Here is a 21,983-nt window from a genome sequence, read left to right as displayed (position 1 = left end):
CCCACCATGACGAAGCCATACGCAGACAAGCAGATCTGGTTCCTCACCGGCAGCCAGGGGCTGTACGGCGAAGAGACGCTGCGCGAGGTCGCCGAGCAGTCGCAGGGCGTCGCCCAGCTGCTCGACGAGAACGAGCAGACCCCTGCCCCGATCGTCTGGCGCCCGGTTCTCACCGACGCCGACGCCATCCGCCGCGCCATGCTCGACGCGAACGCCGATGACAGCGTGCTGGGCGTCATCGTGTGGATGCACACGTTCAGCCCCGCGAAGATGTGGATCAAGGGCCTCGAAGAGCTGCGCAAGCCGATGCTGCACCTGCACACGCAGGCCAACGTCGAGCTGCCGTGGGGCGACATCGACTTCGACTTCATGAACCTGAACCAGGCCGCGCACGGCGACCGCGAGTTCGGCTACATCGCCACGCGGCTCGGCACCTCGCGCAAGACCGTCGTCGGCCACGCGAGCGACCCGCGCGTCGTCTCCGAAACCGAATCGTGGATCCGCGCCGCGGCCGGCATCGCCGAGGCGAAGAGTCTCAAGGTCGCGCGCTTCGGCGACAACATGCGCTTCGTCGCGGTCACCGAGGGCGACAAGACCGAGGTCGAGCAGCGTCTCGGCACCGAGGTCAACACCTGGGGCGTCAACGAGCTCGTCGAGAAGGTCGAGGCCGCCACTGCGGCACAGGTCGACGCCCTCGTCACCGAATACCTCGAGCAGTACGACGTCGCCGAGGAGCTTCTTCCGGGCGCTGACCGCCACGAGTCGCTGCGGGATGCCGCGGCGATCGAGGTCGGCCTGCGCGCCTTCCTCGATGAGGGCGGCTTCAAGGCGTTCACCGATAACTTCGAAGACCTCGGCGCGCTCAAACAGCTGCCGGGCATCGCCGTGCAGCGCCTCATGGCCGAGGGATACGGGTTCGGCGGCGAGGGCGACTGGAAGACCGCCATCCTCGTGCGCCTGTCGGCCGTCATGGGCGCGGGCCGCGCGGGAGGCGCGAGCCTGATGGAGGACTACACGTACGACCTCACGCCGGGCGATGGCAAGATCCTCGGCGCCCACATGCTCGAGGTGTCGCCGTCGCTGTCGAGCGCGAAGGCCCGTGTCGAGATCCACCCGCTGGGCATCGGCGGCAAGGCGGATCCCGTGCGCCTGGTCTTCACCGCGGACGCCGGCCCGGCCGTCGTCGTCGCGCTGAGCGACATCCGCACGCGCCTGCGCCTGACCGCGAACGTCGTCGAGAACATCACCCCGCCCGACCTGCCGAACCTGCCGGTCGGCCGCGCCGTGTGGCAGCCGAAGCCCGACCTGCCGACGTCGGCGGCCTGCTGGATGGCTGCGGGAGCCGCGCACCACACCGTCATGTCGACGGCCGTCGGTGTGGAGACCTACCGCGACTTCGCCGAGATGGCGGGCATCGAACTGCTCGCGATCGACGAAGACACGACGCTTCGCGGCTTCCGCAACGAGCTGAAGTGGAACCAGGTCTACTTCCACATCGCCGAGGGTCTCTGACCCGCGCGCCGGGATCGCCGCACCATGACGGACGAACGCAACTGGGCCGAGAACCTCACGTACTCGGCGCGCCGTCTGGTGCGCCCGCGCACACCGGATGAGCTCCGCGACGCGGTGAGCGGCTCGGAGCAGATCCGGGTGCTCGGGTCGCGGCACTGCTTCAACGACATCGCGGACACGACCGGCACCCTCATCTCGCTCGCGGACATGCCGCGCGAGATCGAGGTCGCCGGCGACACGGTGCGGATCTCCGGCGGCGTTCGCTACGGCGACGTCGCGCCCGAACTGGAGAAGAGTGGGAGGGCGCTGTCGAACCTGGCATCCCTCCCGCACATCTCGGTCGCCGGCGCGATCGCGACCGGAACCCACGGATCCGGCGACCGCCTCGGTTCGCTCGCCACGGCCGTGCGGTCGGTGACGCTGCTCACGACGTCGGGCGAGGAGAAGACGATCTCGCGCGGCGACGACGAGTTCGGCGGCGTGCCCGTGCACCTCGGCGCGCTCGGTGTGGTCACCTCCCTGGTGCTCGACACCGAGCCGACGTATCGCGTCGCCCAATACGCGTACGACGGTCCGCGCTGGGAAGCGATCCTTGCCGATTACGACGCGGTGACCTCCCTCGGCGACAGCGTGAGCATCTTCACGACCTGGGACGACGCGGAGCGTGCCGACCAGCTCTGGGTGAAAACGCGCGCGGAGGACGTGGACGAGAGGATCGTCGCCGGACTCGGGGCGCGACCCGCGGACGGCCCGCGCCACCCGATCCGCGGTGTCGACGCCGCGGCGTGCAACCCTCAGCAGGGCCTCGTCGGGCCCTGGTTCGAGCGGCTTCCGCACTTCCGCATGGACTTCACACCGAGCGTCGGTGCGGAGCTGCAGAGCGAGTTCCTGGTCGATCGCGCGCATGCTCCGGCCGCGATCGACGCGGTGCGGCAGCATGCGGGCCGGATCGCGCCGCTGCTGCACGTGTGCGAGATCCGGTCGGTGGCGGCCGATGACCTCTGGCTGAGCCCGTCGAACGGCCGCGACTCGGTCGCCCTGCACTTCACCTGGCATCGCGACGAGGCGCGGGTCCGCGAGGTGCTCGCCGTGCTCGAGGGCGCGCTTGAGCAGTTCGACGCCCGCCCGCACTGGGGCAAGGTCTTCACGCGCTCTGGGGGGGAGGTCGCCTCGCAGTACCCTCGCTTCGACGAGTTCCGCGAGCTGCGCGCGAGAATGGATCCGTCCGGGCGACTCGCGAACGCGTACACGGGCCGCCTCGGGGTCTGACGCGCTACTTCTTCTTGTTCTTCTTCTTGTCGTTCTTGCGCTTCTTCTTCAGTTCTTCGGCGTCGGCGCCCTTGGCGTACTTGTACTCGCTGCCCGCGATGGGGGAGTCGTCCGGCACCGCGCGACCGTGCGAAGCCTTGCGCACGTCGAGGATCATGCCGATCGAGAGCGAGAAGGTGATCGCCCAGCTGAGCCACGCGAGCGCGACGCGCCACGTGAATGCCTGCGATTCGGATCCGCGCAGCAGCGACCAGCCGCTCGTGATCGCGCCGATGATGCCGGTTCCCAACAGGTATTTCCGCATGGATACACCGTAACGCGAACGTGACCGCCGCGCCCGCCCGTGCCATAGGGTGGCATCAAAGAAGGAGTGCGAATATGACTCGAGCAGACCTCGTCATCGTCGCCAACCGCCTGCCCGTCGATCGGATCGAGGGACCCGACGGCGAACCGGCTTGGCGCAGATCCCCCGGAGGGCTCGTCACCGCTGTCGAGCAGGTGATGCAGGGCATGGACGGCGCTTGGGTCGGATGGGGCGGCCAGCCCGACCTCGACCTCGAGCCGTTCGTCTTCGACGACACGCTCCTCGTTCCGGTCTCGCTCAGCCGTGAGGACCTTCGCGACTACTACGAGGGGTTCTCGAACGGCACGATCTGGCCGCTCTATCACGACGTGATCGCGACGCCGGAGTTCAAGCGATCGTGGTGGGACGCGTACGTGCGGGTGAATCGGCGCTTCGCCGAGGCCGCCGCGGAACACGCCGCGGACGGCGGGTTCGTCTGGGTGCACGACTATCAGCTGCAGCTGGTGCCGCAGATGCTCCGCGAGCTGCGGCCCGACGTGACGATCGGCTACTTCCACCACATTCCCTTTCCGGCATACGCGCTGTTCGCCCAGCTGCCGTGGCGGCGCCAGGTGCTCGACGGCCTGCTCGGCGCCGACGTCATCGGCTTCCAGCGCGTCGCGGACGCGGGCAACTTCCAGCGCTCGATCCGCCGCCTGCTGCGGTACCCGACGAAGGGCGACACCGTCACGGTGCCGACGATCGATACGACGCCGCGCACGGTGATCTCGAAGGCCTATCCGATCTCGATCGACGCCGATCAGTTCCTCGAGCTCGCACGCCGCCCCGATGTCATCGCGCGCGCCGCGCGCCTGCGTGAACAGATCGGATCCGAGAAGATCATGCTCGGCGTCGACCGCCTCGACTATACGAAGGGCATCCGCCACCGGTTGAAGGCGTACGGCGAGCTGCTCGCCGACGGCCTGATCACGGGCGAGCACGTCACGCTGATCCAGGTCGCGAGCCCCTCGCGGCCCGGCGTCGAGGCGTACCAGGATCTGCGCGACGAGATCGAGATCACCGTCGGGCGCATCAACGGCGACTATTCGACCGTCGAGACGACCGCGATCCGGTACCTGCACCAAGGGTTTCCGCGCGAGGAGATGGTGGCGCTGTATCTCGCCGCCGACGTGATGCTCGTCACGGCGCTGCGCGACGGCATGAACCTCGTCGCGAAGGAGTACGTCGCCGTCCGCCAGGACAATACCGGCGTGCTGCTGCTGAGCGAGTTCGCGGGCGCCGCGGATGAGCTGGGAAGCGCCCTCCTCGTGAACCCGCACGACATCGAGGGCATGAAGGACACGATGATGCGCGCCGTGAGCATGCCCGTGGCCGAACAGACGCGGCGCATGAAGACCATGCGCCGCAAGGTGATCGAGAACGACGTCGCGAAGTGGGGCAAGAAATTCCTCGCCGACGTGAACGCGCTGCGACCGCGCGAGGTGGGGGAGTGACCCCGACGATCGACGAGCGGATCCGCGAGGTCGCGGCCGCCGAGAATCTGCTCGTCGCGCTCGATTTCGACGGCACGCTCTCGCCGCTCGTGGCGGATCCCATGGCGGCGCGCGCGACGCCCGACGCCAAGCGCGCGCTCGAGCGCCTCGCCTCGTGCCGCGGCGTGACGGTCGCGCTCGTCTCCGGGCGCAGCCTCGTCGACCTGCGCATCATCGCGGAGCACGATGACGACTCACCGTTCTGGCTCGCGGGATCGCACGGCGCCGAGCGGTGGCGACCGGCGGGCGCGCCGCCCGTCGATGAGGTAGTCGGCGACGCGGGGGACACCGGTGTCGCCGTCGCCGCCCGCGCGGCTGCCGACGGGTTCGAGGGGGCATGGATCGAAGACAAGCAGTTCGGTTTCGCGCTGCACACCCGCACGTCGCCCGACGGGGTCGAGCCGAGGGCCCAGCGCGCGGTCGATGAGGTCGTCGAGCGACTGGCGCCCGACTGGCGTCGCCGCGGGGGAAAGCACGTTCTGGAGTTCTCGTGGCGGCACGAGGGCAAGGACGGAGCCGTCGCGGAGCTGCGCGCCCAGACCGGCGCCGACGCCGTGATCTTCGCCGGCGACGACGTGACCGACGAGGACGCGCTCCGGTCACTCGAGCCGGGCGATCTCGGGATCCGCGTGGGCCCCGGCGACACCGCCGCGGCGCTCACGGTGGCCGACACGCCCGAGCTTGCCGCAGTGCTTACTCGCGTTGCGGAACTGCGCGCATCCTGACAGGTGGATTTCGGCTCGGTCAGCATAATGACGGCGAGTTCGGGGCGATCGCGCGCGGGGAATAGACTGCGATGGTGACTGATAATGCAGCGCCCGGAATCGACATCAAACCCCGCAGCCGTGTCGTTACGGACGGGATCGAGGCCACGACGTCGCGCGGAATGCTCCGCGCGGTCGGCATGGGCGATGACGACTGGGTGAAACCCCAGATCGGCATCGCATCGAGCTGGAACGAGATCACGCCGTGCAACCTCTCGCTCGACCGCCTCGCGCAGGGGTCGAAGGAGGGCGTGCACGCCGGCGGCGGGTACCCGCTGCAGTTCGGCACGGTCAGCGTCTCCGACGGCATCTCCATGGGCCACGAGGGCATGCACTTCTCGCTCGTGAGCCGCGAGGTCATCGCCGACAGCGTGGAGACCGTCGTGATGGGCGAACGGCTCGACGGCACGGTGCTCCTCGCCGGCTGCGACAAGTCGCTCCCCGGCATGCTGATGGCGGCCGCGCGTCTCGAGCTCGCGAGCGTCTTCCTGTACGCCGGATCGATCGCGCCCGGCTGGGTCAAGTTCGACGACGGCACCGAGAAGACGATCACGATCATCGACTCGTTCGAGGCCGTCGGCGCCTGCAAGGCCGGTCAGATGAGCGAGTCCGACCTCAAGAAGGTCGAGTGCGGGTTCGCGCCCGGCGAGGGCGCCTGCGGCGGCATGTACACGGCGAACACGATGGCCTGCGTCGCCGAAGCGCTCGGCATGAGCCTGCCCGGATCGTCGACGCCCCTCAGCTCGGACCGTCGCCGCGACATGTACGCGCACCGCTCGGGCGAGGCCGTCGTCGAGCTGCTGCGCAAGGGCATCACGACGAAAGACATCCTCACCAAGAAGGCGTTCGAGAACGCCGTGACCGTCGCGATGGTCCTCGGCGGTTCGACGAACGCCGTGCTGCACCTGCTCGCGATCGCGCACGAGGCGGGCGTCGAGCTCAGCCTCGATGACTTCACCCGCATCGGCCAGCGTTCGCCGCACCTCGCCGACGTCAAGCCGTTCGGCCAGTTCGTCGCGCAGGACTTCGACCGCGTCGGCGGAATGCCCGTCGTGATGAAGGCGCTTCTCGATGCCGGTCTGCTGCACGGCGACGCGATGACGGTGACCGGCAAGACTCTTGCCGAGAACCTCGCGGACATCGACCCGGCGCCGCTCGACGGCACCGTCGTGCGAGACCTCGACAACCCGATCCACGCGACCGGCGGCCTGACGATCCTCAGCGGATCCTTCGCGCCCGAGGGCGCCGTGGTCAAGACCGCGGGCTTCGACGCCGAGGTCTTCGAGGGCCCCGCTCGAGTCTTCGAGCGCGAGCGCGCCGCGATGGACGCGCTCACGAACGGCGAGATCCAGCCGGGCGATGTCGTCGTCATCCGGTACGAGGGCCCGAAGGGCGGCCCGGGCATGCGCGAGATGCTCGCCATCACGGCAGCCATCAAGGGCGCTGGGCTCGGCAAGGATGTACTACTCTTGACTGACGGTCGATTCTCCGGCGGCACAACTGGCCTGTGCATCGGCCACATCGCTCCCGAAGCTGTGGACGCAGGTCCGATTGCCTTCGTGCGCGATGGAGACCCGATCCGGGTCAACGTCTCCGCTCGCACTCTCGACCTACTCGTCGACGAAGCGGAGCTCACCTCCCGCCGTGAAGGCTGGGAGCCTCTGCCTCCGCGATACACCCGCGGCGTTCTCGCCAAGTACGCGAAGCTCGTGCGTTCCGCCGCACTGGGCGCCGTCACCGGCTGACCCAGTCCGTTGCTGAATAACGTTCGACCGAATCAGGGAAGCACTATGCCTGCAGAACCCACCGCCGTTCCCCGGCCGCCAGCCGCCTCCGCCTCCAGCACCCCGGTGCTGACCGGTGCCGAAGCCGTCGTCCGCTCACTCGAACTCCTCGGCGTCGAAGACGTCTTCGGACTGCCCGGAGGAGCCATCCTCCCGGCGTACGACGCGCTCATGGGCGCGAACTCTCTCAACCACATCCTCGTGCGCCACGAGCAGGGCGCCGGCCACGCGGCCGAGGGCTACGCCTCGGCCAGCGGCAAAGTCGGCGTCGCGATCGCGACGTCCGGACCCGGCGCCACCAACCTCGTGACGGCGATCGCCGACGCCCACATGGACTCGGTCCCGATCGTCGCGATCACGGGACAGGTCTTCTCCACCCTCATGGGCACGGACGCGTTCCAGGAGGCCGACATCGTCGGCATCACGATGCCCATCACGAAGCACTCCATCCTCGTCAAGCGCGCCGAGGACGTGCCGGGCGCGCTCGCGCAGGCGTTCGAGATCGCGTCCACCGGTCGCCCGGGCCCCGTGCTCGTCGACATCACGAAGGACGCCCAGCAGGCCGAGGCGCCGTTCGTCTGGCCGCCCAAGTACGACCTTCCCGGCTACCGGCCGGTCACGAAGGCGCACGGCAAGCAGATCCAGGCCGCCGCGACGCTCATCGCGGAGGCGGAGAAGCCGGTGCTCTACGTCGGCGGCGGCGTGATCCGCGGTCGCGCTTCGGCCCAGCTGAAGACGTTCGCCGAGACGACCGGAGCGCCCGTGGTGACGACGCTCATGGCGCGCGGGGCGTTCCCCGACTCGCACGAGCAGCACCTCGGCATGCCCGGCATGCACGGTGCCGTTCCGGCCGTGCTGGCGCTGCAGGAGAGCGACCTCATCGTTGCGCTCGGCGCCCGCTTCGACGACCGCGTGACGGGCAACACGTCGCTCTTCGCGCCGAACGCGAAGGTCGTGCACGTCGATATCGATCCGGCCGAGATCGGCAAGATCCGCGCCGCCGAGGTGCCGATCGTCGGCGACGTGGCAGAAGTGCTCGTCGACCTCGACACGGCGTTCCGCTCGACCGTCGGCGCCGAGGTTCCCGAGTACGCGGAGTGGTGGCAGTACCTCAATGGGCTGCGCGACCAGTTCCCGCTCGGCTACACGGCACCGACCGACGGCCTGCTCGCACCGCAGCAGATCATCTCGCGCATCGGCGAGCTGACCGGACCCGAGGGCGTCTACGTCGCCGGCGTCGGCCAGCACCAGATGTGGACGGCTCAGTTCATCAAGTATGAGCGCCCGAACTCATGGCTCAACTCCGGCGGCGCCGGAACGATGGGGTACTCGGTTCCCGCCGCGATGGGCGCGAAGGTCTCGCAGCCCGACCGCGTGGTGTGGGCGATCGACGGCGACGGCTGCTTCCAGATGACGAACCAGGAGCTCGCGACGTGCGTGCTCAACAACATCCCGATCAAGGTCGCGATCATCAACAACTCGTCGCTCGGCATGGTGCGCCAGTGGCAGACGCTGTTCTACGACGGTCGCTACTCGCACACCGACCTCAACACGGGTCACGACTCGAAGCGCATTCCCGACTTCGTGAAGCTCGCGGACGCCTATGGCGCCCTCGCGATCCGCGTCGAGAAAGAAGACGAGATCGACGACGCGATCAAGCTCGCGCTGGAGACGAACGATCGCCCCGTCGTGATCGATTTCGTGGTCTCGAGCGACGCGATGGTCTGGCCCATGGTTCCGCAGGGCGTCAGCAACAGCTACATCCAGTACGCCCGCGACAACTCGCCGGCATTCGATGAGGAGGCATAACATGTCGACGCACGTTCTGAGCCTTCTCGTCGAGGACACCCCCGGCCTGCTCACCCGCGTCTCGGGCCTGTTCGCTCGTCGCGGCTTCAACATCCACTCGCTCGCGGTGGGCGTGACCGAGGTCCCCGGCCTGTCGCGGATCACCGTCGTCGTGGACGTCGAGGCGCAGCCTCTCGAGCAGGTGACCAAGCAGCTGAACAAGCTGATCAACGTCGTCAAGATCGTCGAGCTCGACCCGTCGGCCTCGGTGCAGCGGCATCACATGCTCGTCAAGGTGCGCGCCGACAACTCGACCCGCACCAACGTGATCGAGGTCGTGAACCTGTTCCGCGCGAGCATCGTCGACTACGCACCCGACTCCGTCGTGATCGAGATCACGGGAGACCGAGGCAAGGTCGAGGCCTTTCAGCGCGCGGTCACGCCGTTCGGCATCAAGGAGATCTCGCAGTCGGGCCTGGTCGCACTCGGCCGCGGTGCGAAGTCGATCTCCGAGCGCGCGCTGCGCTGATCCGTCATATTTTTTGCAAACCCCGCCAATCTAAGGAGTAACCCCGTGGCAGAGATCCTCTACGACCAGGACGCAGACCTCTCGATCATCCAGTCGAAGAAGGTGGCCATCGTCGGCTATGGCTCGCAGGGCCACGCCCACGCGCAGAACCTTCGCGACTCGGGCGTCGAGGTCACCGTCGCACTGCGCGACGGTTCGAAGTCGGCGCAGAAGGCGACCGACGACGGCTTCGCCGTGAAGAACGTCGCCGACGCGACCGCGTGGGCCGACGTCATCATGATCCTCGCGCCGGACCAGAACCAGCGCTCGATCTACGCGGACAGCATCAAGCCGAACCTCACCGATGGCAAAGCCCTCGCGTTCGCGCACGGCTTCAACATCCGCTTCGGCCTGATCGAGGCGCCCGAGGGCGTCGACGTGATCCTCATCGCCCCGAAGGCTCCCGGCCACACGGTGCGCCGCGAGTTCGCCGCGGGCCGCGGCATCCCGGACATCATCGGTGTCGAGAAGGATGCCTCGGGCTCGGCCTGGGCTCTCGCGCTCAGCTACGCGGCCGGCATCGGCGGCACCCGTGCGGGCGTCATCAAGACGACCTTCACGGAGGAGACCGAGACCGACCTGTTCGGCGAGCAGGCCGTGCTCTGCGGTGGCATGAGCCACCTCGTGCAGGCCGGCTTCGAGACGCTGACCGAGGCGGGCTACCAGCCGCAGATCGCCTACTTCGAGGTGCTGCACGAGCTCAAGCTCATCGTCGACCTCATGTGGGAGGGCGGTATCGCCAAGCAGCGCTGGTCGATCTCGGACACGGCCGAGTACGGCGACTACGTCTCGGGCCCGCGCGTCGTCGACCAGCACGTCAAGGACAACATGAAGGCGATCCTCGCCGACATCCAGTCCGGTGCGTTCGCGAAGCGCTTCATCGAGGACCAGGACGCGGGCGCGCCCGAGTTCAAGAAGCTCCGCGCCGAGGAGGAGCAGCACCCGATCGAGACGACGGGCCGCGAGCTGCGCTCGCTCTTCTCCTGGCAGAACACGGATGACGATTACACGGAAGGCAGCGCCGCGCGCTGACCTCTCGCGAACGAAGAACCGCCCCCGCCATTCTGCGGGGGCGGTTCTTCGCGTCTAGGGTGTCGGCATGGACGATAAACGCAGTGCCGAGTTCCGGGATCTCCTGGAGGAGCATCGCGAGCGCGTGCTGCACGCGAAACGGCGCGGCGACGCAGACCTGAGCGACCTCGCGTCGGCACGGTCCGCGGCGACCGCGGACGACGAGCACGATCCCGAGGGCGCGACGCTCTCGGAGGAGTGGGCGCGGCTCGCCGGCCTCGACGCGGAGGCGGAGGCGGAACTGCTCGCCATCGACCGCTCGCTCGGGCGCATCGACGACGGAACGTACGGCGTGTGCGCCGACTGCGGCAAACGGATCCCCGTGGCGCGCCTGCGCGTGCGCCCGACGGCGACCAAGTGCGTCGACTGCGCGTCGAAGTCGTAGGCGGTTATCCACAGATCGCGCCGCGTCGCGATTTCTCTTCACAATCGGGGCCTTCCGCATCACGCGCGTCCGCCGTCTCGATCAGGCTTGCGGCATGACTGATGACGACACGATCTACGCCCTCGCCCACCGCCCGCTGACGAACGACCACGACCTCACACGCCTCGTGACCGCGCTGCTCGAGAAGGCGCGCGCTCGGCGGGTATGGCTCATGCTTCTCGACGACGAACTGCGTTCGACGGACGTGATCATCCCGATCGACGATCTGCCGCCCGACCCGTCAGAGCCCGTCGCGATGCCCATCGACGGCGCGGTGACCGCCTCGACCGGCTTCGGCGCGCGGGTCGCCCAGATCGTCGACCAGACGCCCGCCGAGGCGGTCGTGGTCGTGTGGGAGAGGCCAGGCGCGGCGGGAGCCGACCCGGACACCCTCGCATGGATCGACGGCATGCGCCGGGCGTTCACGGCCCATCCCGACGCGCTGCGCGCCCAGCTCATCCTCTCCGAGGACGGCGCCCACCTGATCGGCGAGCCGGCGCAACGGCGCGCGGCGTGAGGCCGATCAGATCCACCCGCGCTCTTCCGCGATGATCACTGCCTGCTGGCGGGTCTCGACGTGCAGCTTGCCGAGCGCCGACGACACGTGATTCCGCACGGTGCCGGGGGCGAGATGCAGGGCGCGCGCGATCTGAGTGTTGGTCTCGCCTCGGCGGCCGGCGTGCAGCACATCCCGCTCGCGCTGGGTGAGCGGGCAGCGTGCATCGGTGAGCGCATCGGCAGCGATCTCCGGGTCGACGTACCGTTCCCCAGCCGCGACTCGCCGGATCACCATCGCCACCTCGTCGGCACCGCGCGATTTCGGCAGAAACCCGGCGACGCCCGCGGCCAGTGCGCGTCGCAGAACCCCGGGACGCGCGTGCCGGGTGACGATCACGCACCGCGTGCCCTGGCCGCGGAGGCGCTCGGCGACGCCGACTCCGTCGAGGCCGGGCATCTCCAGATCGAGCAGGCAGACATCCGGCATCACCCGCTGCGCCTCGGCGACGGCCTCCGTGCCGTCGGCGCACTCTGCCACAACGTCGATGTCGTCCTCGAGGCGCAGCAGAGTCGCGAGCGCCGAACGGATCATGGCCTCGTCGTCTGCGAGCAGCACACGGATCATGCGGGGCCTCCAGTCGCGGGCACGGATACGGTCACGGCGAAACGGGCTCCGTCCTGGTCGACGTCGACGCCGCCGCCCGCCTCGGCGGCCCGCCGGGAGATCCCCTCGAGGCCGGATCCGTCGATCGCCGGGGCGCCCTGCGATGCGCGATCGTTCGCGATCTCGTAGCGCCAGACGCCGCCGTCCGAGAGGGCGAGCGACAGCGTCGCCCAGGATCCGCCGCCGTGACGCAGGACGTTGGTCGTCGTCTCGCGGATCACGGGGCCGAAGACGTCCACGGGCGCGTCAGAGGAGCGTGCGTCGACGTGCACCTCGGTGCGCACTCCCGCCGCCTGCAGCAGATCGGCCGCATTGGCGATCTCATCAGCGAGGGGCACGGTGCGGAACCCGCGTGCGAGGTCGCGCGTGCCCTGCCGCGCGTCGTCGACGCTCTCGCGGGCGATGCGCACGTGCTCGCGAGCGGCAGCGGGATCCCTCTCCCAGAGGCGATCGATGAGTTCGAGCTGCAGCGCGATGACCTGCAGGTGATGTCCCTGGAGGTCGTGCAGGTCGGTGGCGATCCGCAGCCTCTCCTGCGCGGCGCTGGTGCGCGACTCCGAGAGCCGAGCGGTGTCGAGCATGAGGAGGATGTCCCACCACCAGAGGGTGAGCACCGTCATCGCGGGCGTTGCCACGGTGAAGAACGCGAACGTCGCGGAATTGGTATCGACGTGCCGCTGCACGTCGATGAACCACAGCGCGGCGAGCAGGATCGTGATCGCGATGACGATCCTGACGCGCACGCCGCGCGGCCAGTCGAGCATCACGATCGGCTGAGCGATCGCGAACACGGTCGCGACCCACATCCCGGTGACGAGCCATGCCCCGGCGCCGCACAGGGCGCACACGAGCAGCAGGGCCAGCGTGCGTCCGCGCACCGGATCCGTCTCGTCGCGGCCGCGATAGGCGATCAGGAGCGGCACCGTCGCGGCGACCCAGATCGCGCTTCCGATCGCGACGAGGGCGACCTCGAGCCCGGAGTCGGTCAGCGACGCGGACACGCTGACGATCAGCAGCGCCATGATCACCTCGAACGCGAGTACGCCCGCCACCGTGTACCACCATGCGGCCGTGATGCGTCCGCGCATGCGGCGGCCCCCTGTCGCGAATCTCGCCGCATCGAGCGTCGTCATGAACTCAAGCTTAGGTCCGTGACAGATGTCACCCACCGCCATGCGCAACGTCCGGTGAGCGGTGACAGGGCGCCACTTCTGCGGGCGGCCGGACTCGAGTGAACTGGTCAAATCAGGCGGGGATCCCGCCCGAAACGATCGGAGCCACTCCATGAACCTCATCGAGACCTTCCAGAACCTGGTCGCACAGGTGCCGGATCTCATTCAGCCGCTGATCGTCGCCGCCGCGGCGGCTGTGCCGTTCATCGAGGGGGAGGGCGCGGCCGCGATCGGCATCGTCGGCGGGATCCACCCGGTCATCGCCGCCATCGCCGCCGTCGCGGGCAACTTCCTGTGCGTGGCGCTCGTCGTCCTCCTCGGCGCGGGTGCGCGGCAGGCCGTCGTTGCCCGCGCCGGGGCGCGCGGGGGAGAGCCGGAGTCGGTGGACGTCGCTCCTCGGTCGGAGGCCCGGCGCGAGAAGTTCGCCCGCGCCTTCGCACGATACGGCGTGCCCGGGGTGAGCCTGCTCGGCCCGTTACTGATCCCCACCCAGTTCACGGCGGCGATGCTCGCCGCGTCCGGCATTGGCAGGACCCGCATCCTGATCTGGCAGCTCATCGCCATCATCGGGTGGACGACGGCTGTCACCCTGATCCTCACGGGCGTCATCACCGCATTCTCGTGAGCAAGCGGCGGTACCGTGGAGGCGTGAAAAGACTCCTCTCCGGTGCCGCCGTTGTCCTGTCGATCGCGGCTGTGACCGCCTGCTCCTCCGAGCCCGACGTGACGCCCACCGGCGAGACGACGACCGTCACCGTACAGGTCAACGGCATGCACTACACGCCCTCGGAGATCGAGGTGCAGGTCGGCGACGAGCTCGTCGTCGAGTTCGAGAACACGGGCACCGACCTGCACGATATGGCGTTCGGCAACGGCGAGACGTCAGAGCGGATCAACCCGGGACAGACCACGGCGATCGAGGTCGGCGTGGTGGGCGAGGACATGGAGTTCTGGTGCTCGGTCTCGAACCACCGCGAGATGGGGATGGAAGGAACGATCGTCGCCACCTCGTGACACGAAAAAGACCCGGATCCGATCGGATCCGGGTCTTTCCACTTGGTTGCGGGAGCAGGATTTGAACCTACGACCTCTGGGTTATGAGCCCAGCGAGCTACCGAACTGCTCCATCCCGCGCTACATCAATTACTTTACCAGCCGTTCACGCAGAGGCAAATTCAGGCGGCCCGGAACCCGGTGCCGGGCGTGTCTGTGGAGGAGCTGTATGGGTGGCATGATGGCGTCATGACGACTCATGCTCCGGTTGGCATCGCGGTTGTGCAGTTCGTTCCGACTGCGGATACCGACGCGAATCTCACGGCCATCGCCGAGCTCGTGGCGACGGCGGCCGAGCGCGGAGCGCGCGTGGTCGTCGCCCCCGAGTACTCGAGCTACTTCGTGAACCCGTTCGACGCCTCGCTCCTCGACAACGCACAGGATCTCGACGGCCCGTTCGCGCTCGCTCTCGCGACGATCGCGGCGCAGCACGATCTGACGATCGTTGCGGGCCTCGTCGAGCGCGGCACGGGCGATCGCGTGCGCAACGCCGCCGTCGCCGTCGACGGAACGGGCGTGATCGCCGCGTACCGCAAGCAGCACCTGTACGACGCCTTCGGACAGACCGAGAGCGACTGGATCGAGCCGGGGCCGCTCGGCGAGCCCGAGACGTTCGTCGTCGACGGGCTGAGATTCGGCATGATGACGTGCTACGACCTGCGTTTCCCCGAGGCCGCGCGCACGCTCGTCGATGCCGGCACGGATATCATCCTCGTTCCGGCGGAATGGGTGCGCGGTCCGCTCAAGGAGCACCACTGGGAGACCCTCATCACGGCCCGAGCGATCGAGAACACCGTGTACATCGCGGCGGCCGACCACGCGCCGCCCATCGGGGTCGGCCGATCGATGATCGTGGATCCTCAGGGCGTGCCGATCGCCTCGCTCGGAACGGCGGCGGGCGATCTCGCCATCGGGTGGGCGAGCCACGAGCAGATCACGGGAGTGCGCCGTGTGAACCCCGCGCTCGACCTGCGCCGGTACCGCGTGGCGCCGCGGGACTGAGAGCTCCGGCTCAGCGCGTGATCGCGGCGAGCCTGTCCGCCGCCTGTTCGAGCACCTCGCGCTTCTTACACGCCGCGAAGCGCACGAACGGGCGGTACTCGTCGTGGTGTTCGGCCGTCACGAACGCGGTGAGCGGCACGGCGACGACGCCGGCGAGGCCGGGGAGCGCCCGGCAGAACTCCGCCGCGTCGTCGAACCCGAGCGCGGAGGTATCCGCGACCGTGAAGTAGGTCGCGGCAGGCGATGAGACATCGAACCCGGCAGCGGTCAGCCCCGCGCCGAGCACGGCCGATTTCTGCCGCATGTCCGCCGCGAGGCCCGCGAAGAACTCATCGGGCATTCTGAGGCCGCGGGCGATCGCCGGTTGGAACGGCGAACCGTTCGCATAGGTGAGGTACTGCTTCACCGCGAGGATCGCCGTCGTGAGGCGCTCGGGCGCCGTCACCCACCCGATCTTCCACCCCGTCGTGCGGAACGTCTTTCCGCCCGACGAGATCGACACGGTGCGATCCGCAGCGCCCGGAACAGTCGCGATCGGCACATGCGGATCCCCGAACACGAGGTGCTCGTACACCTCATCGGTCACGATCACCGCGTCGTGGCGCTCGGCGAGCTCGACGATCCGCGCGCGCACGTCGGGGGAGAAGACCGTGCCGGTGGGGTTGTGCGGGTCGTTCACGAGGATGACGCGCGTGCGATCCGTCACCGCCGCCGAGAGCTCATCGAGATCTGGCTGGAAGTCGGGCCAGCGCAGCCGCACGGGGACGATCCGCGCGCCCGCCAGCCCGATGACGGCGGCGTACGCGTCGTAGAACGGCTCGAAGACGACGACCTCATCGTCGGGGCCGTCGAGCAGGGCGAGCAGCGTGGCAGCGATGGCCTCCGTGGCGCCCGCGGTCGCGATGATGTCCGTCTCCGGATCCCACGAGAGACCGTAGAACCGCTCCTGATGCTCGGCGATGGCCTCGCGCAGAACGGGCGCGCCTCGCCCCGGCGGGTACTGGTTCTGCCCCGACAAGATCGCCTCGCGCGCGGTCTCCAGGACCTCGGCCGGCCCCTCGTCGTCGGGGAACCCCTGGCCCAGGTTGATCGCGCCGGTCGCGTCGGCGAGGGCGGACATCTCCGCGAAGATCGTCGGGGCGACGGCGCCGTCCGCGCCGAGCAGGCGGGCGGCGTCCGCGGCCCGCAGCCATGAACCGTGCACATGCGTCATGACGAGAAGGGTATCCGCACCACCCTCACAACAACGACGTACCCTGGACATAGACGCGTCATAGGTTTCGCGCGCATGCTGAGGGAACCAGGCAGAAGGAGTCAGCCATGAGCAATGACATCGGATCCCCGATTCCCCCGCTTCCCGAGCGGTCGGCGCAGGACGCGGCGGCCGAGGGCGCCTACCCGCCTCCGACCGCGACGTACCAGTCGCCGAACCCCGGCCCCACGTCCCAGCCGTCGTACCAGTGGGCACCGCAGCCCCAGAACGAGCCGAAGAAGAAGGAGCGCTCGACCGGCGGCGCGAAGCTGGCCGGCCTGGTCGTGGTCGCGGCCCTGATCGGCGGCGGCGTCGGTTTCGGCGGCGCCTGGCTCGGTCTGGCCGCGTTCGACGGATCCGACGAGCCGGCGGCCGTCGCCTCGAACACCGGTCAGGGCATCACGATCAACAACCCCGACGACGTCAACGAGACGGCCGCGGTGGCGGCGTCGGCGCTCCCGAGCGTCGTGACGATCGAGGCGCAGTCGTCGAGCGCGGGCGGCAGCGGATCCGGTGTGGTGCTGAGCGAGGACGGCTACGTGCTCACGAACACGCACGTCGTGACGCTCGGCGGCGCGACCTCAGACGCTCAGATTCGCGTGACGGGATCCGACGGCACGCTCTACGACGCGACGATCGTCGGCACCGACCCCATTTACGACCTCGCGGTGATCAAGCTCGAGGGCGCCAGCGGCATGACGCCGATGGACTTCGCCGACTCGTCGAAGGTCAACATCGGCGACAACTCCGTGGCGATCGGCGCGCCGATGGGGCTGCCCAACACCGTGACGACGGGTGTGATCAGCAACACCAACCGTTCGATCGAGATTCAGTCCTCCGCGGCTCCGGAGGGTGATGACACCGGGGGCGGTCAGGGCGGCGAGGGCGAGGACGACAACAGCCAGAGCCCTTGGTTCTTCGACCTTCCCGGTCAGGAGGAGCAACAGCGGCAGTCGGCGGAGTCGATCAAGATCGCCGTGCTCCAGACCGACGCGGCCATCAACCCCGGCAACTCTGGCGGCGCACTGGTCGACGACGAGGGCAAGCTCATCGGCATCAACGTCGCGATCGCGACGGGCAGCAGCTCGAGCGAGGAGGGCGGGTCGATTGGCCTCGGCTTCGCGATCCCGTCGAACATCGCCGAGCGCGTGGCGAACGAGATCATCGAGGACGGCCAGGCCACCCACGGACTGCTCGGCGCGAGCGTCACGCCGTCGTCCTCCGTAGAGGGCACGACGACGACCGGTGCGTACATCGCGGAGGTCGTCGGCGACGGTGCCGCCGAGGAGGCGGGCCTGAAGAAGGGCGACGTCATCACGCAGTTCAACGGCGTGCGCGTCAACGACTCCGTCGATCTCACGGCGCAGGTGCGCGCCGCCGCGGCCGGCAGCGAGGCGACGTTCGTCTATGTGCGCGACGGCGAAGAGCACGAGGCGACGGCGACCCTCGGCACGCTCGAATAATCCCCCAGGCGAGAAGGACGCCGCCCGCGGGCCGCTAGGCTCGATGGGTGGCGTCCTTCTCGTTCGGCGCGGGCAATGCTCAGAAGCTCGCGCGCATTCCGCTCTACGGTCTCGGACGCCTCGTCACGCTCGTCACCCCCCGCACGGGTCGGTGGGTCTTCGGCTGCGGCGCGGGAATCGCGGACGGCGCGCTCGCGCTCTGGCGCGAGGCGGAGAAGCGCGGGATCGACGCGGTCTGGCTGACGACGACGCCGCACGAGCGCGCCGACGCGGAAGGGGCGGGGATCCCCACGCTCCCGAAGATGTCGTGGCGCGGGTTCTGGGCGACGGCGCGCGCTCGCGTCGCGGTCGTGACGCACGGATTCGGCGACGTCAATCCCTACGCGGTGACGGGGGCCTTCGTCGCGCAGCTGTGGCACGGGATCCCGCTGAAGCGCATCGGGCTCGATGCGCCAGAGCTCGTGCGCAGCGCGTTCCTGCCGAACTCGGCGCTCGTGCGCCGCCTCATCGGGTGGATGTACGCCCGGTCGGCGCAGCGCATCGGCGTGCTCCCCGCGGCCAGCCACCTCGTGCGCGGCCGGCTCGAGTCGGCCTTCGGCATCGACCACCGCCGGATCGCCGTCACGGGCGAACCGCGCGTCGACGTTCTCGCGTCCGAGACGCCCGACGGTGCCCGCAGGGTCGTTGCGGGACTGATTCCGGAGGCGGGCGCGGAACGCACGCTGCTGCTGTACGCGCCGACTTGGCGCGACGGCGACGCGGATCCGGGCATCCCGAGCGCGGAGGAATGGGGCGCGATCATCGAGGTGCTCGCGCGCCGCGATGCCGTGCTCGTGATCCGCTCGCACCGGCTGGGCGAGGGCGACTACACGCCTCCGGTCGACACCGATCGCGTCGTGCTGCTCGGCGCGGACCTGCTGCCGGACGTCACCCCCGCGATCCCCGCGTTCGCGGCGCTGATCACCGACTATTCGTCGCTCGTGTACGACGCGGCGCTGGCGGGGGTGCCGTCGCTGTTCCTCGCGCCTGACCTCGAGGACTATTCGGGCCGGCGCGGCTTCTACGGTTCGTATTCCGACATCGCGGGGGAGGAACCCGCGACGACGTGGCGGGCGCTTCTTCCCGAGATCGATCGGTTTCTCGGGCAGGATGAGGAGCGTGAGCGCCGAGCGGGCGCGGCGCGCGCCCTCAGCGCGCGGGTCCACACATTTCGAGACGGACGCAACACGCGTCGTGTGCTCGACGAGATCCTTCAGCGGATCGGGGAGATCAGGTCATGAGCGAGGCGACCGTCACACAGATCGATCACGCATCGGGCGACCTCGTCGTCGTGGGGGAGGGACCCCGGCCGGCCAGCGCCGAGCTCATCGGGCCTCGGGCGAGCGTATCCGCACGGCTGACCGGCGACGACGCGACCTGGCGGGCGGAGTTCCCGCTCGTCTCGTCCCGCTGGGGCGGCAAGCAGCTGCCGCTTCCGTCGGGCGAGTACCGCATCGAGATCGCGGGCGCCACGGTCGGCGGCACCATGCCGATGACGATCGACGATCGGCTGCGTATCGCGGCCGTCGGGGCGATGGTGACGATCGGTCCGCCGATGGATCCGTCGATCGAGTCCGCCGAGGCGCGCGCCGCGCTCGAGCGCCGCCACTCGACGCCGACGACTCCTCTCCAGGACGCCGTGTTCTTCGAGAGCTTCTACGGGCGCGTCGCCGGCGATAATCCGCTCGCTCTTGACCGCGAGATCGCACGCGTGCGCCCGGACATCACGCGCTACTGGAGCGTCGTCGACCTCTCCGTCGAGGTGCCCGACGGCGCGATCCCTGTCGTCGAGCGCTCGGCCGACTGGTGGCGCGCCCGCGGCGAGGCGCGACTGCTGATCGTCAATGACTGGCTGCGGCACCGCTTCGTGAAGCGCGAGAGTCAGAAGGTGCTGCAGACCTGGCACGGCACGCCGCTCAAGCGGCTCGCGCTGCACCGCCGCGGTTTCCAGCCCCGCCGGTGGGGCGCGGTGCTGAAGGAATCGCGACGCTGGGACGTGATGTTGGCGCAGAACCCCTACGCCGCGCGGATCCTGTCGAAGGCGTACGCGTTCTTCACCCGGCCGGTGTGGGTCGAAGGCTATCCGCGCAATGACGTGCTGACAACCGGATCGAGCGCCGAGGTGCGACGATCGCTCGGCATCGCGGACGGCGAGCGCGTGCTCCTCTACGCCCCGACGTGGCGCGATGACCGCGACGAGATGGTCGATTTCGTCGATCCCTCCGAGCTCGCCGAGCGCACCTCGTCGGTCGTGCTCGTGCGCGGACACAGCCGCACGCTGATCCCCGGGCAGAGCGTGACGGGGCCCCGCGTCATCGACGTGACCGGCTTCGCCGACGCCTCACGGCTGATGCTCGCCGCCGACGCGCTCATCACGGACTATTCATCGGTGATGTTCGATTTTTCCGGCACCGGCAAGCCGATGTACTTCCTGGTACCCGATATCGATCACTACCGAGGAACCCTGCGCGGATTCTACTTCGACCTCGAGAAGCGCGTTCCCGGCCCCGTCGTGCGCACGCAGGACGAGCTGATCGAGGCGCTCGAGATGGATCCGTCCGCGTACGCCGACGCGTACGCCGAGTGGCGGTCGGTGTTCAACGCCCGCGACGACGGCCACGCGGCCGAGCGCGTCGTCGCGCGCCTGATCGACCAGCGCATGATCTGACGGGTTCAGTGCGTCAGGGGAGCGGCGTGTTCCGCCCGGACAGTCGCGACGTGTCGACCGTTTCGCTCGCGCCGCGGGCGACTCCCGCGAGGAACCCGGCGCCCCAGGCGATGTGCATCGTCGGGACGACGGCGAGGATCCACGCGCGCTCGGACAGGGTGGCGCCGCTGCGTGCCGCGGCGAACACCGTCACGATCGCGGCATACAGCGCCACCGGAACGTAGACGAGGTTCGCGATCGCGCCGATGACGCCCGTGAGCGCGCCGGATCCGCGCAGCACGCGCACGAGGAGCGCGGTGGCGAGCGTGACGACGAGCGCGGGCGGCGCGAAGAAACGCATCGAATTGCGAGATCCGTAGCGGCGCACGAGCTCTCCGCGCCAGCGCCCCGTCGCGAGGAACTGCCGCGCGAGTCGCGGCCAGCTCTCGCGGGGACGGTAGGTGACCGAGAGCGCGGGATCGAACATCACGCGGTAGCCGGCGCGGCGGATCCTGAGGTTCAGCTCCCAGTCCTCGCCGCGGCGGATGGACTCATCGAAGTAGCCGACCTCGTCGAGCACCTCGCGGCGCATGACGCCCAAGTACGCCGACTCCGCCTCGGACTCGGTTCCGCCGCCGTGATAGGCACCGCCGCCGAGGCCGATCCGCGAGTTGTAGGCGGCGGCCGCCGCGCGCTGGAACGCGGACGTTCCCTCGGCGCGCATCACGCCGCCGACGTTCGCAGCGCCCGTGCGCTCGAGCGTCTCGAGGGCGCGCCTGGTGTATCCGGGAGTGAGTTCGGAGTGCGCGTCGACGCGCACGATCGTCGGGTGATGCGACGCGCGGATGGCGAGGTTCAACCCGACCGGGATGTCGGCCGCCGCGTTGTCGACGAGCACGATGCGGGGATCGTTCGCGGCCAGCTCGCGCGCCAGCTCGGTCGTGCCGTCGGTGGACGGGCCGAGGGCGAGCACGAGCTCGATGGGCGCGTCGACCTCCTGCGCGAGCGTGGAGGCGACGGCGCGCGACAGGTAATCGCGTTCGTTGAGCACGGGCATGACGAAGGACACGCCGGATCCGCGCGGCACCGCGGGAGCGTCCCTCGAGATGCGTGCAGCGGAGATCGAGCCGGGATCGTTACGCATTTTTCGATCATCGCACGGGGTCATGACAGGACG

At 69.2% G+C, this 21,983-nt stretch carries 21 protein-coding genes and 1 tRNA gene; 16 read left to right on the top strand and 6 right to left on the bottom strand.

The genetic code is table 11. The features are described 5' to 3' along the window. The first annotated feature begins 6 nt into the window (after window positions 1-6). Both araA and G510_RS0101325 read left to right on the top strand, forming a co-directional pair. Window positions 7-1,512, top strand: a complete 1,506-nt coding sequence (gene araA / locus G510_RS0101330) for an L-arabinose isomerase (protein ID WP_029152117.1) — start codon at window positions 7-9, stop codon at window positions 1,510-1,512. A 24-nt stretch (window positions 1,513-1,536) separates the two neighbouring features. Further along, window positions 1,537-2,781, top strand: coding sequence for a D-arabinono-1,4-lactone oxidase (locus tag G510_RS0101325; RefSeq protein ID WP_029152116.1), 1,245 nt, complete (start codon window positions 1,537-1,539; stop codon window positions 2,779-2,781). 4 nt (window positions 2,782-2,785) lie between these two features. On the opposite strand, the gene G510_RS14940 is transcribed toward G510_RS0101325, so the two are convergent. Next, window positions 2,786-3,085 carry a hypothetical protein gene (locus G510_RS14940; protein WP_245563203.1) on the bottom strand — a complete coding sequence of 100 codons (300 nt, stop codon included), beginning with the start codon at window positions 3,083-3,085 and terminating at the stop codon, window positions 2,786-2,788. A 74-nt stretch (window positions 3,086-3,159) separates the two neighbouring features. Here G510_RS14940 and G510_RS0101315 point away from each other — a divergent pair, with 74 nt between their 5' ends. From G510_RS0101315 to G510_RS0101280, 8 genes are all read left to right on the top strand, one after another. Beyond that, a complete protein-coding gene (locus tag G510_RS0101315; RefSeq protein WP_029152115.1) occupies window positions 3,160-4,578 on the top strand; it encodes an alpha,alpha-trehalose-phosphate synthase (UDP-forming) in 1,419 nt (472 codons plus the stop codon). Further along, window positions 4,575-5,342: a trehalose-phosphatase gene (otsB, locus tag G510_RS0101310; RefSeq protein ID WP_029152114.1), complete on the top strand. Its 768-nt coding sequence runs from the start codon at window positions 4,575-4,577 to the stop codon at window positions 5,340-5,342. Before G510_RS0101315 ends, otsB begins: the two co-directional genes overlap by 4 nt. A 74-nt stretch (window positions 5,343-5,416) precedes the next feature. Next, window positions 5,417-7,126 (top strand): dihydroxy-acid dehydratase, encoded by a 1,710-nt coding sequence (gene ilvD, locus G510_RS0101305; protein WP_245563202.1) that lies wholly within the window; start codon window positions 5,417-5,419, stop codon window positions 7,124-7,126. 45 nt (window positions 7,127-7,171) lie between these two features. Next, window positions 7,172-8,974, top strand: a complete 1,803-nt coding sequence (locus G510_RS0101300) for an acetolactate synthase large subunit (protein WP_029152112.1) — start codon at window positions 7,172-7,174, stop codon at window positions 8,972-8,974. Window position 8,975: 1 nt separating this feature from the next. Next, window positions 8,976-9,482, top strand: a complete 507-nt coding sequence (gene ilvN, locus G510_RS0101295) for an acetolactate synthase small subunit (RefSeq protein WP_029152111.1) — start codon at window positions 8,976-8,978, stop codon at window positions 9,480-9,482. A gap of 45 nt (window positions 9,483-9,527) precedes the next feature. Then, window positions 9,528-10,553 (top strand): ketol-acid reductoisomerase, encoded by a 1,026-nt coding sequence (ilvC, locus tag G510_RS0101290; RefSeq protein WP_029152110.1) that lies wholly within the window; start codon window positions 9,528-9,530, stop codon window positions 10,551-10,553. A gap of 67 nt (window positions 10,554-10,620) precedes the next feature. Continuing rightward, window positions 10,621-10,977 carry a TraR/DksA family transcriptional regulator gene (locus G510_RS0101285; RefSeq protein WP_051216125.1) on the top strand — a complete coding sequence of 119 codons (357 nt, stop codon included), beginning with the start codon at window positions 10,621-10,623 and terminating at the stop codon, window positions 10,975-10,977. 94 nt (window positions 10,978-11,071) lie between these two features. Further along, the gene (locus G510_RS0101280; RefSeq protein WP_029152108.1) at window positions 11,072-11,533 is read left to right on the top strand and encodes a hypothetical protein; all 462 of its coding nucleotides are present in this window, start codon (window positions 11,072-11,074) and stop codon (window positions 11,531-11,533) included. A gap of 6 nt (window positions 11,534-11,539) precedes the next feature. Here G510_RS0101280 and G510_RS0101275 read toward each other — a convergent pair whose 3' ends face one another. After that, entirely contained in the window at window positions 11,540-12,139 is a 600-nt protein-coding gene (locus G510_RS0101275) for a response regulator transcription factor (protein WP_029152107.1), read from the bottom strand. Then, entirely contained in the window at window positions 12,136-13,311 is a 1,176-nt protein-coding gene (locus tag G510_RS0101270) for a sensor histidine kinase (RefSeq protein WP_029152106.1), read from the bottom strand. The genes G510_RS0101275 and G510_RS0101270 overlap by 4 nt, the downstream gene beginning before the upstream one ends. A 151-nt stretch (window positions 13,312-13,462) precedes the next feature. Between G510_RS0101270 and G510_RS0101265 the strand changes: the two genes are divergently transcribed. Next, window positions 13,463-13,975 (top strand): hypothetical protein, encoded by a 513-nt coding sequence (locus tag G510_RS0101265; protein ID WP_029152105.1) that lies wholly within the window; start codon window positions 13,463-13,465, stop codon window positions 13,973-13,975. 23 nt (window positions 13,976-13,998) lie between these two features. Further along, the gene (locus G510_RS0101260) at window positions 13,999-14,364 is read left to right on the top strand and encodes a cupredoxin domain-containing protein (protein WP_169562540.1); all 366 of its coding nucleotides are present in this window, start codon (window positions 13,999-14,001) and stop codon (window positions 14,362-14,364) included. Window positions 14,365-14,407: 43 nt separating this feature from the next. Here G510_RS0101260 and G510_RS0101255 read toward each other — a convergent pair. Further along, window positions 14,408-14,484, bottom strand: a tRNA-Met gene (locus tag G510_RS0101255). Between the two features lie 108 nt (window positions 14,485-14,592). Here G510_RS0101255 and G510_RS0101250 point away from each other — a divergent pair. Further along, window positions 14,593-15,405, top strand: coding sequence for a carbon-nitrogen hydrolase family protein (locus G510_RS0101250; RefSeq protein WP_029152103.1), 813 nt, complete (start codon window positions 14,593-14,595; stop codon window positions 15,403-15,405). A 10-nt stretch (window positions 15,406-15,415) separates the two neighbouring features. Here G510_RS0101250 and G510_RS0101245 read toward each other — a convergent pair whose 3' ends face one another. Beyond that, on the bottom strand, window positions 15,416-16,618 hold the full coding sequence (locus G510_RS0101245) for an aminotransferase class I/II-fold pyridoxal phosphate-dependent enzyme (RefSeq protein ID WP_029152102.1): 1,203 nt from the start codon (window positions 16,616-16,618) through the stop codon (window positions 15,416-15,418). A gap of 107 nt (window positions 16,619-16,725) precedes the next feature. Here G510_RS0101245 and G510_RS14935 point away from each other — a divergent pair, with 107 nt between their 5' ends. From G510_RS14935 to G510_RS0101230, 3 genes are read left to right on the top strand one after another with little or no spacing between them, the layout of a single operon-like run. Next, window positions 16,726-18,120: a S1C family serine protease gene (locus G510_RS14935; RefSeq protein ID WP_051216122.1), complete on the top strand. Its 1,395-nt coding sequence runs from the start codon at window positions 16,726-16,728 to the stop codon at window positions 18,118-18,120. A gap of 47 nt (window positions 18,121-18,167) precedes the next feature. Beyond that, window positions 18,168-19,400 (top strand): CDP-glycerol glycerophosphotransferase family protein, encoded by a 1,233-nt coding sequence (locus G510_RS14930; RefSeq protein WP_036321447.1) that lies wholly within the window; start codon window positions 18,168-18,170, stop codon window positions 19,398-19,400. Continuing rightward, window positions 19,397-20,827 carry a CDP-glycerol glycerophosphotransferase family protein gene (locus G510_RS0101230; protein WP_029152101.1) on the top strand — a complete coding sequence of 477 codons (1,431 nt, stop codon included), beginning with the start codon at window positions 19,397-19,399 and terminating at the stop codon, window positions 20,825-20,827. The genes G510_RS14930 and G510_RS0101230 overlap by 4 nt, the downstream gene beginning before the upstream one ends. 13 nt (window positions 20,828-20,840) lie before the next feature. On the opposite strand, the gene G510_RS0101225 is transcribed toward G510_RS0101230, so the two are convergent. Beyond that, window positions 20,841-21,950: a glycosyltransferase family 2 protein gene (locus tag G510_RS0101225; RefSeq protein WP_211219134.1), complete on the bottom strand. Its 1,110-nt coding sequence runs from the start codon at window positions 21,948-21,950 to the stop codon at window positions 20,841-20,843. Window positions 21,951-21,983 lie beyond the last annotated feature (33 nt).

The sequence above is a fragment of the Microbacterium gubbeenense DSM 15944 genome, from assembly GCF_000422745.1.
Lineage (GTDB): Bacteria > Actinomycetota > Actinomycetes > Actinomycetales > Microbacteriaceae > Microbacterium > Microbacterium gubbeenense.
Note: the sequence above shows the minus strand (reverse complement) of the source record. Positions and strands in the feature narration are given on the sequence as shown.

Coding starts and splice junctions, on each gene's coding strand:
- G510_RS0101230 (WP_029152101.1), top strand. CDS start 19,397: ATGAGCGAGGCGACCGTCACACAGATCGATCACGCATCGGGCGACCTC.
- G510_RS0101275 (WP_029152107.1), bottom strand. CDS start 12,139: ATGATCCGTGTGCTGCTCGCAGACGACGAGGCCATGATCCGTTCGGCG.
- ilvN (WP_029152111.1), top strand. CDS start 8,976: ATGTCGACGCACGTTCTGAGCCTTCTCGTCGAGGACACCCCCGGCCTG.
- G510_RS0101315 (WP_029152115.1), top strand. CDS start 3,160: ATGACTCGAGCAGACCTCGTCATCGTCGCCAACCGCCTGCCCGTCGAT.
- G510_RS14935 (WP_051216122.1), top strand. CDS start 16,726: ATGAGCAATGACATCGGATCCCCGATTCCCCCGCTTCCCGAGCGGTCG.
- G510_RS0101265 (WP_029152105.1), top strand. CDS start 13,463: ATGAACCTCATCGAGACCTTCCAGAACCTGGTCGCACAGGTGCCGGAT.
- G510_RS0101245 (WP_029152102.1), bottom strand. CDS start 16,618: ATGACGCATGTGCACGGTTCATGGCTGCGGGCCGCGGACGCCGCCCGC.
- araA (WP_029152117.1), top strand. CDS start 7: ATGACGAAGCCATACGCAGACAAGCAGATCTGGTTCCTCACCGGCAGC.
- G510_RS0101285 (WP_051216125.1), top strand. CDS start 10,621: ATGGACGATAAACGCAGTGCCGAGTTCCGGGATCTCCTGGAGGAGCAT.
- G510_RS0101300 (WP_029152112.1), top strand. CDS start 7,172: ATGCCTGCAGAACCCACCGCCGTTCCCCGGCCGCCAGCCGCCTCCGCC.
- G510_RS0101280 (WP_029152108.1), top strand. CDS start 11,072: ATGACTGATGACGACACGATCTACGCCCTCGCCCACCGCCCGCTGACG.
- G510_RS0101325 (WP_029152116.1), top strand. CDS start 1,537: ATGACGGACGAACGCAACTGGGCCGAGAACCTCACGTACTCGGCGCGC.
- G510_RS0101270 (WP_029152106.1), bottom strand. CDS start 13,311: ATGACGACGCTCGATGCGGCGAGATTCGCGACAGGGGGCCGCCGCATG.
- G510_RS0101225 (WP_211219134.1), bottom strand. CDS start 21,950: ATGCGTAACGATCCCGGCTCGATCTCCGCTGCACGCATCTCGAGGGAC.
- G510_RS0101250 (WP_029152103.1), top strand. CDS start 14,593: ATGACGACTCATGCTCCGGTTGGCATCGCGGTTGTGCAGTTCGTTCCG.
- G510_RS14940 (WP_245563203.1), bottom strand. CDS start 3,085: ATGCGGAAATACCTGTTGGGAACCGGCATCATCGGCGCGATCACGAGC.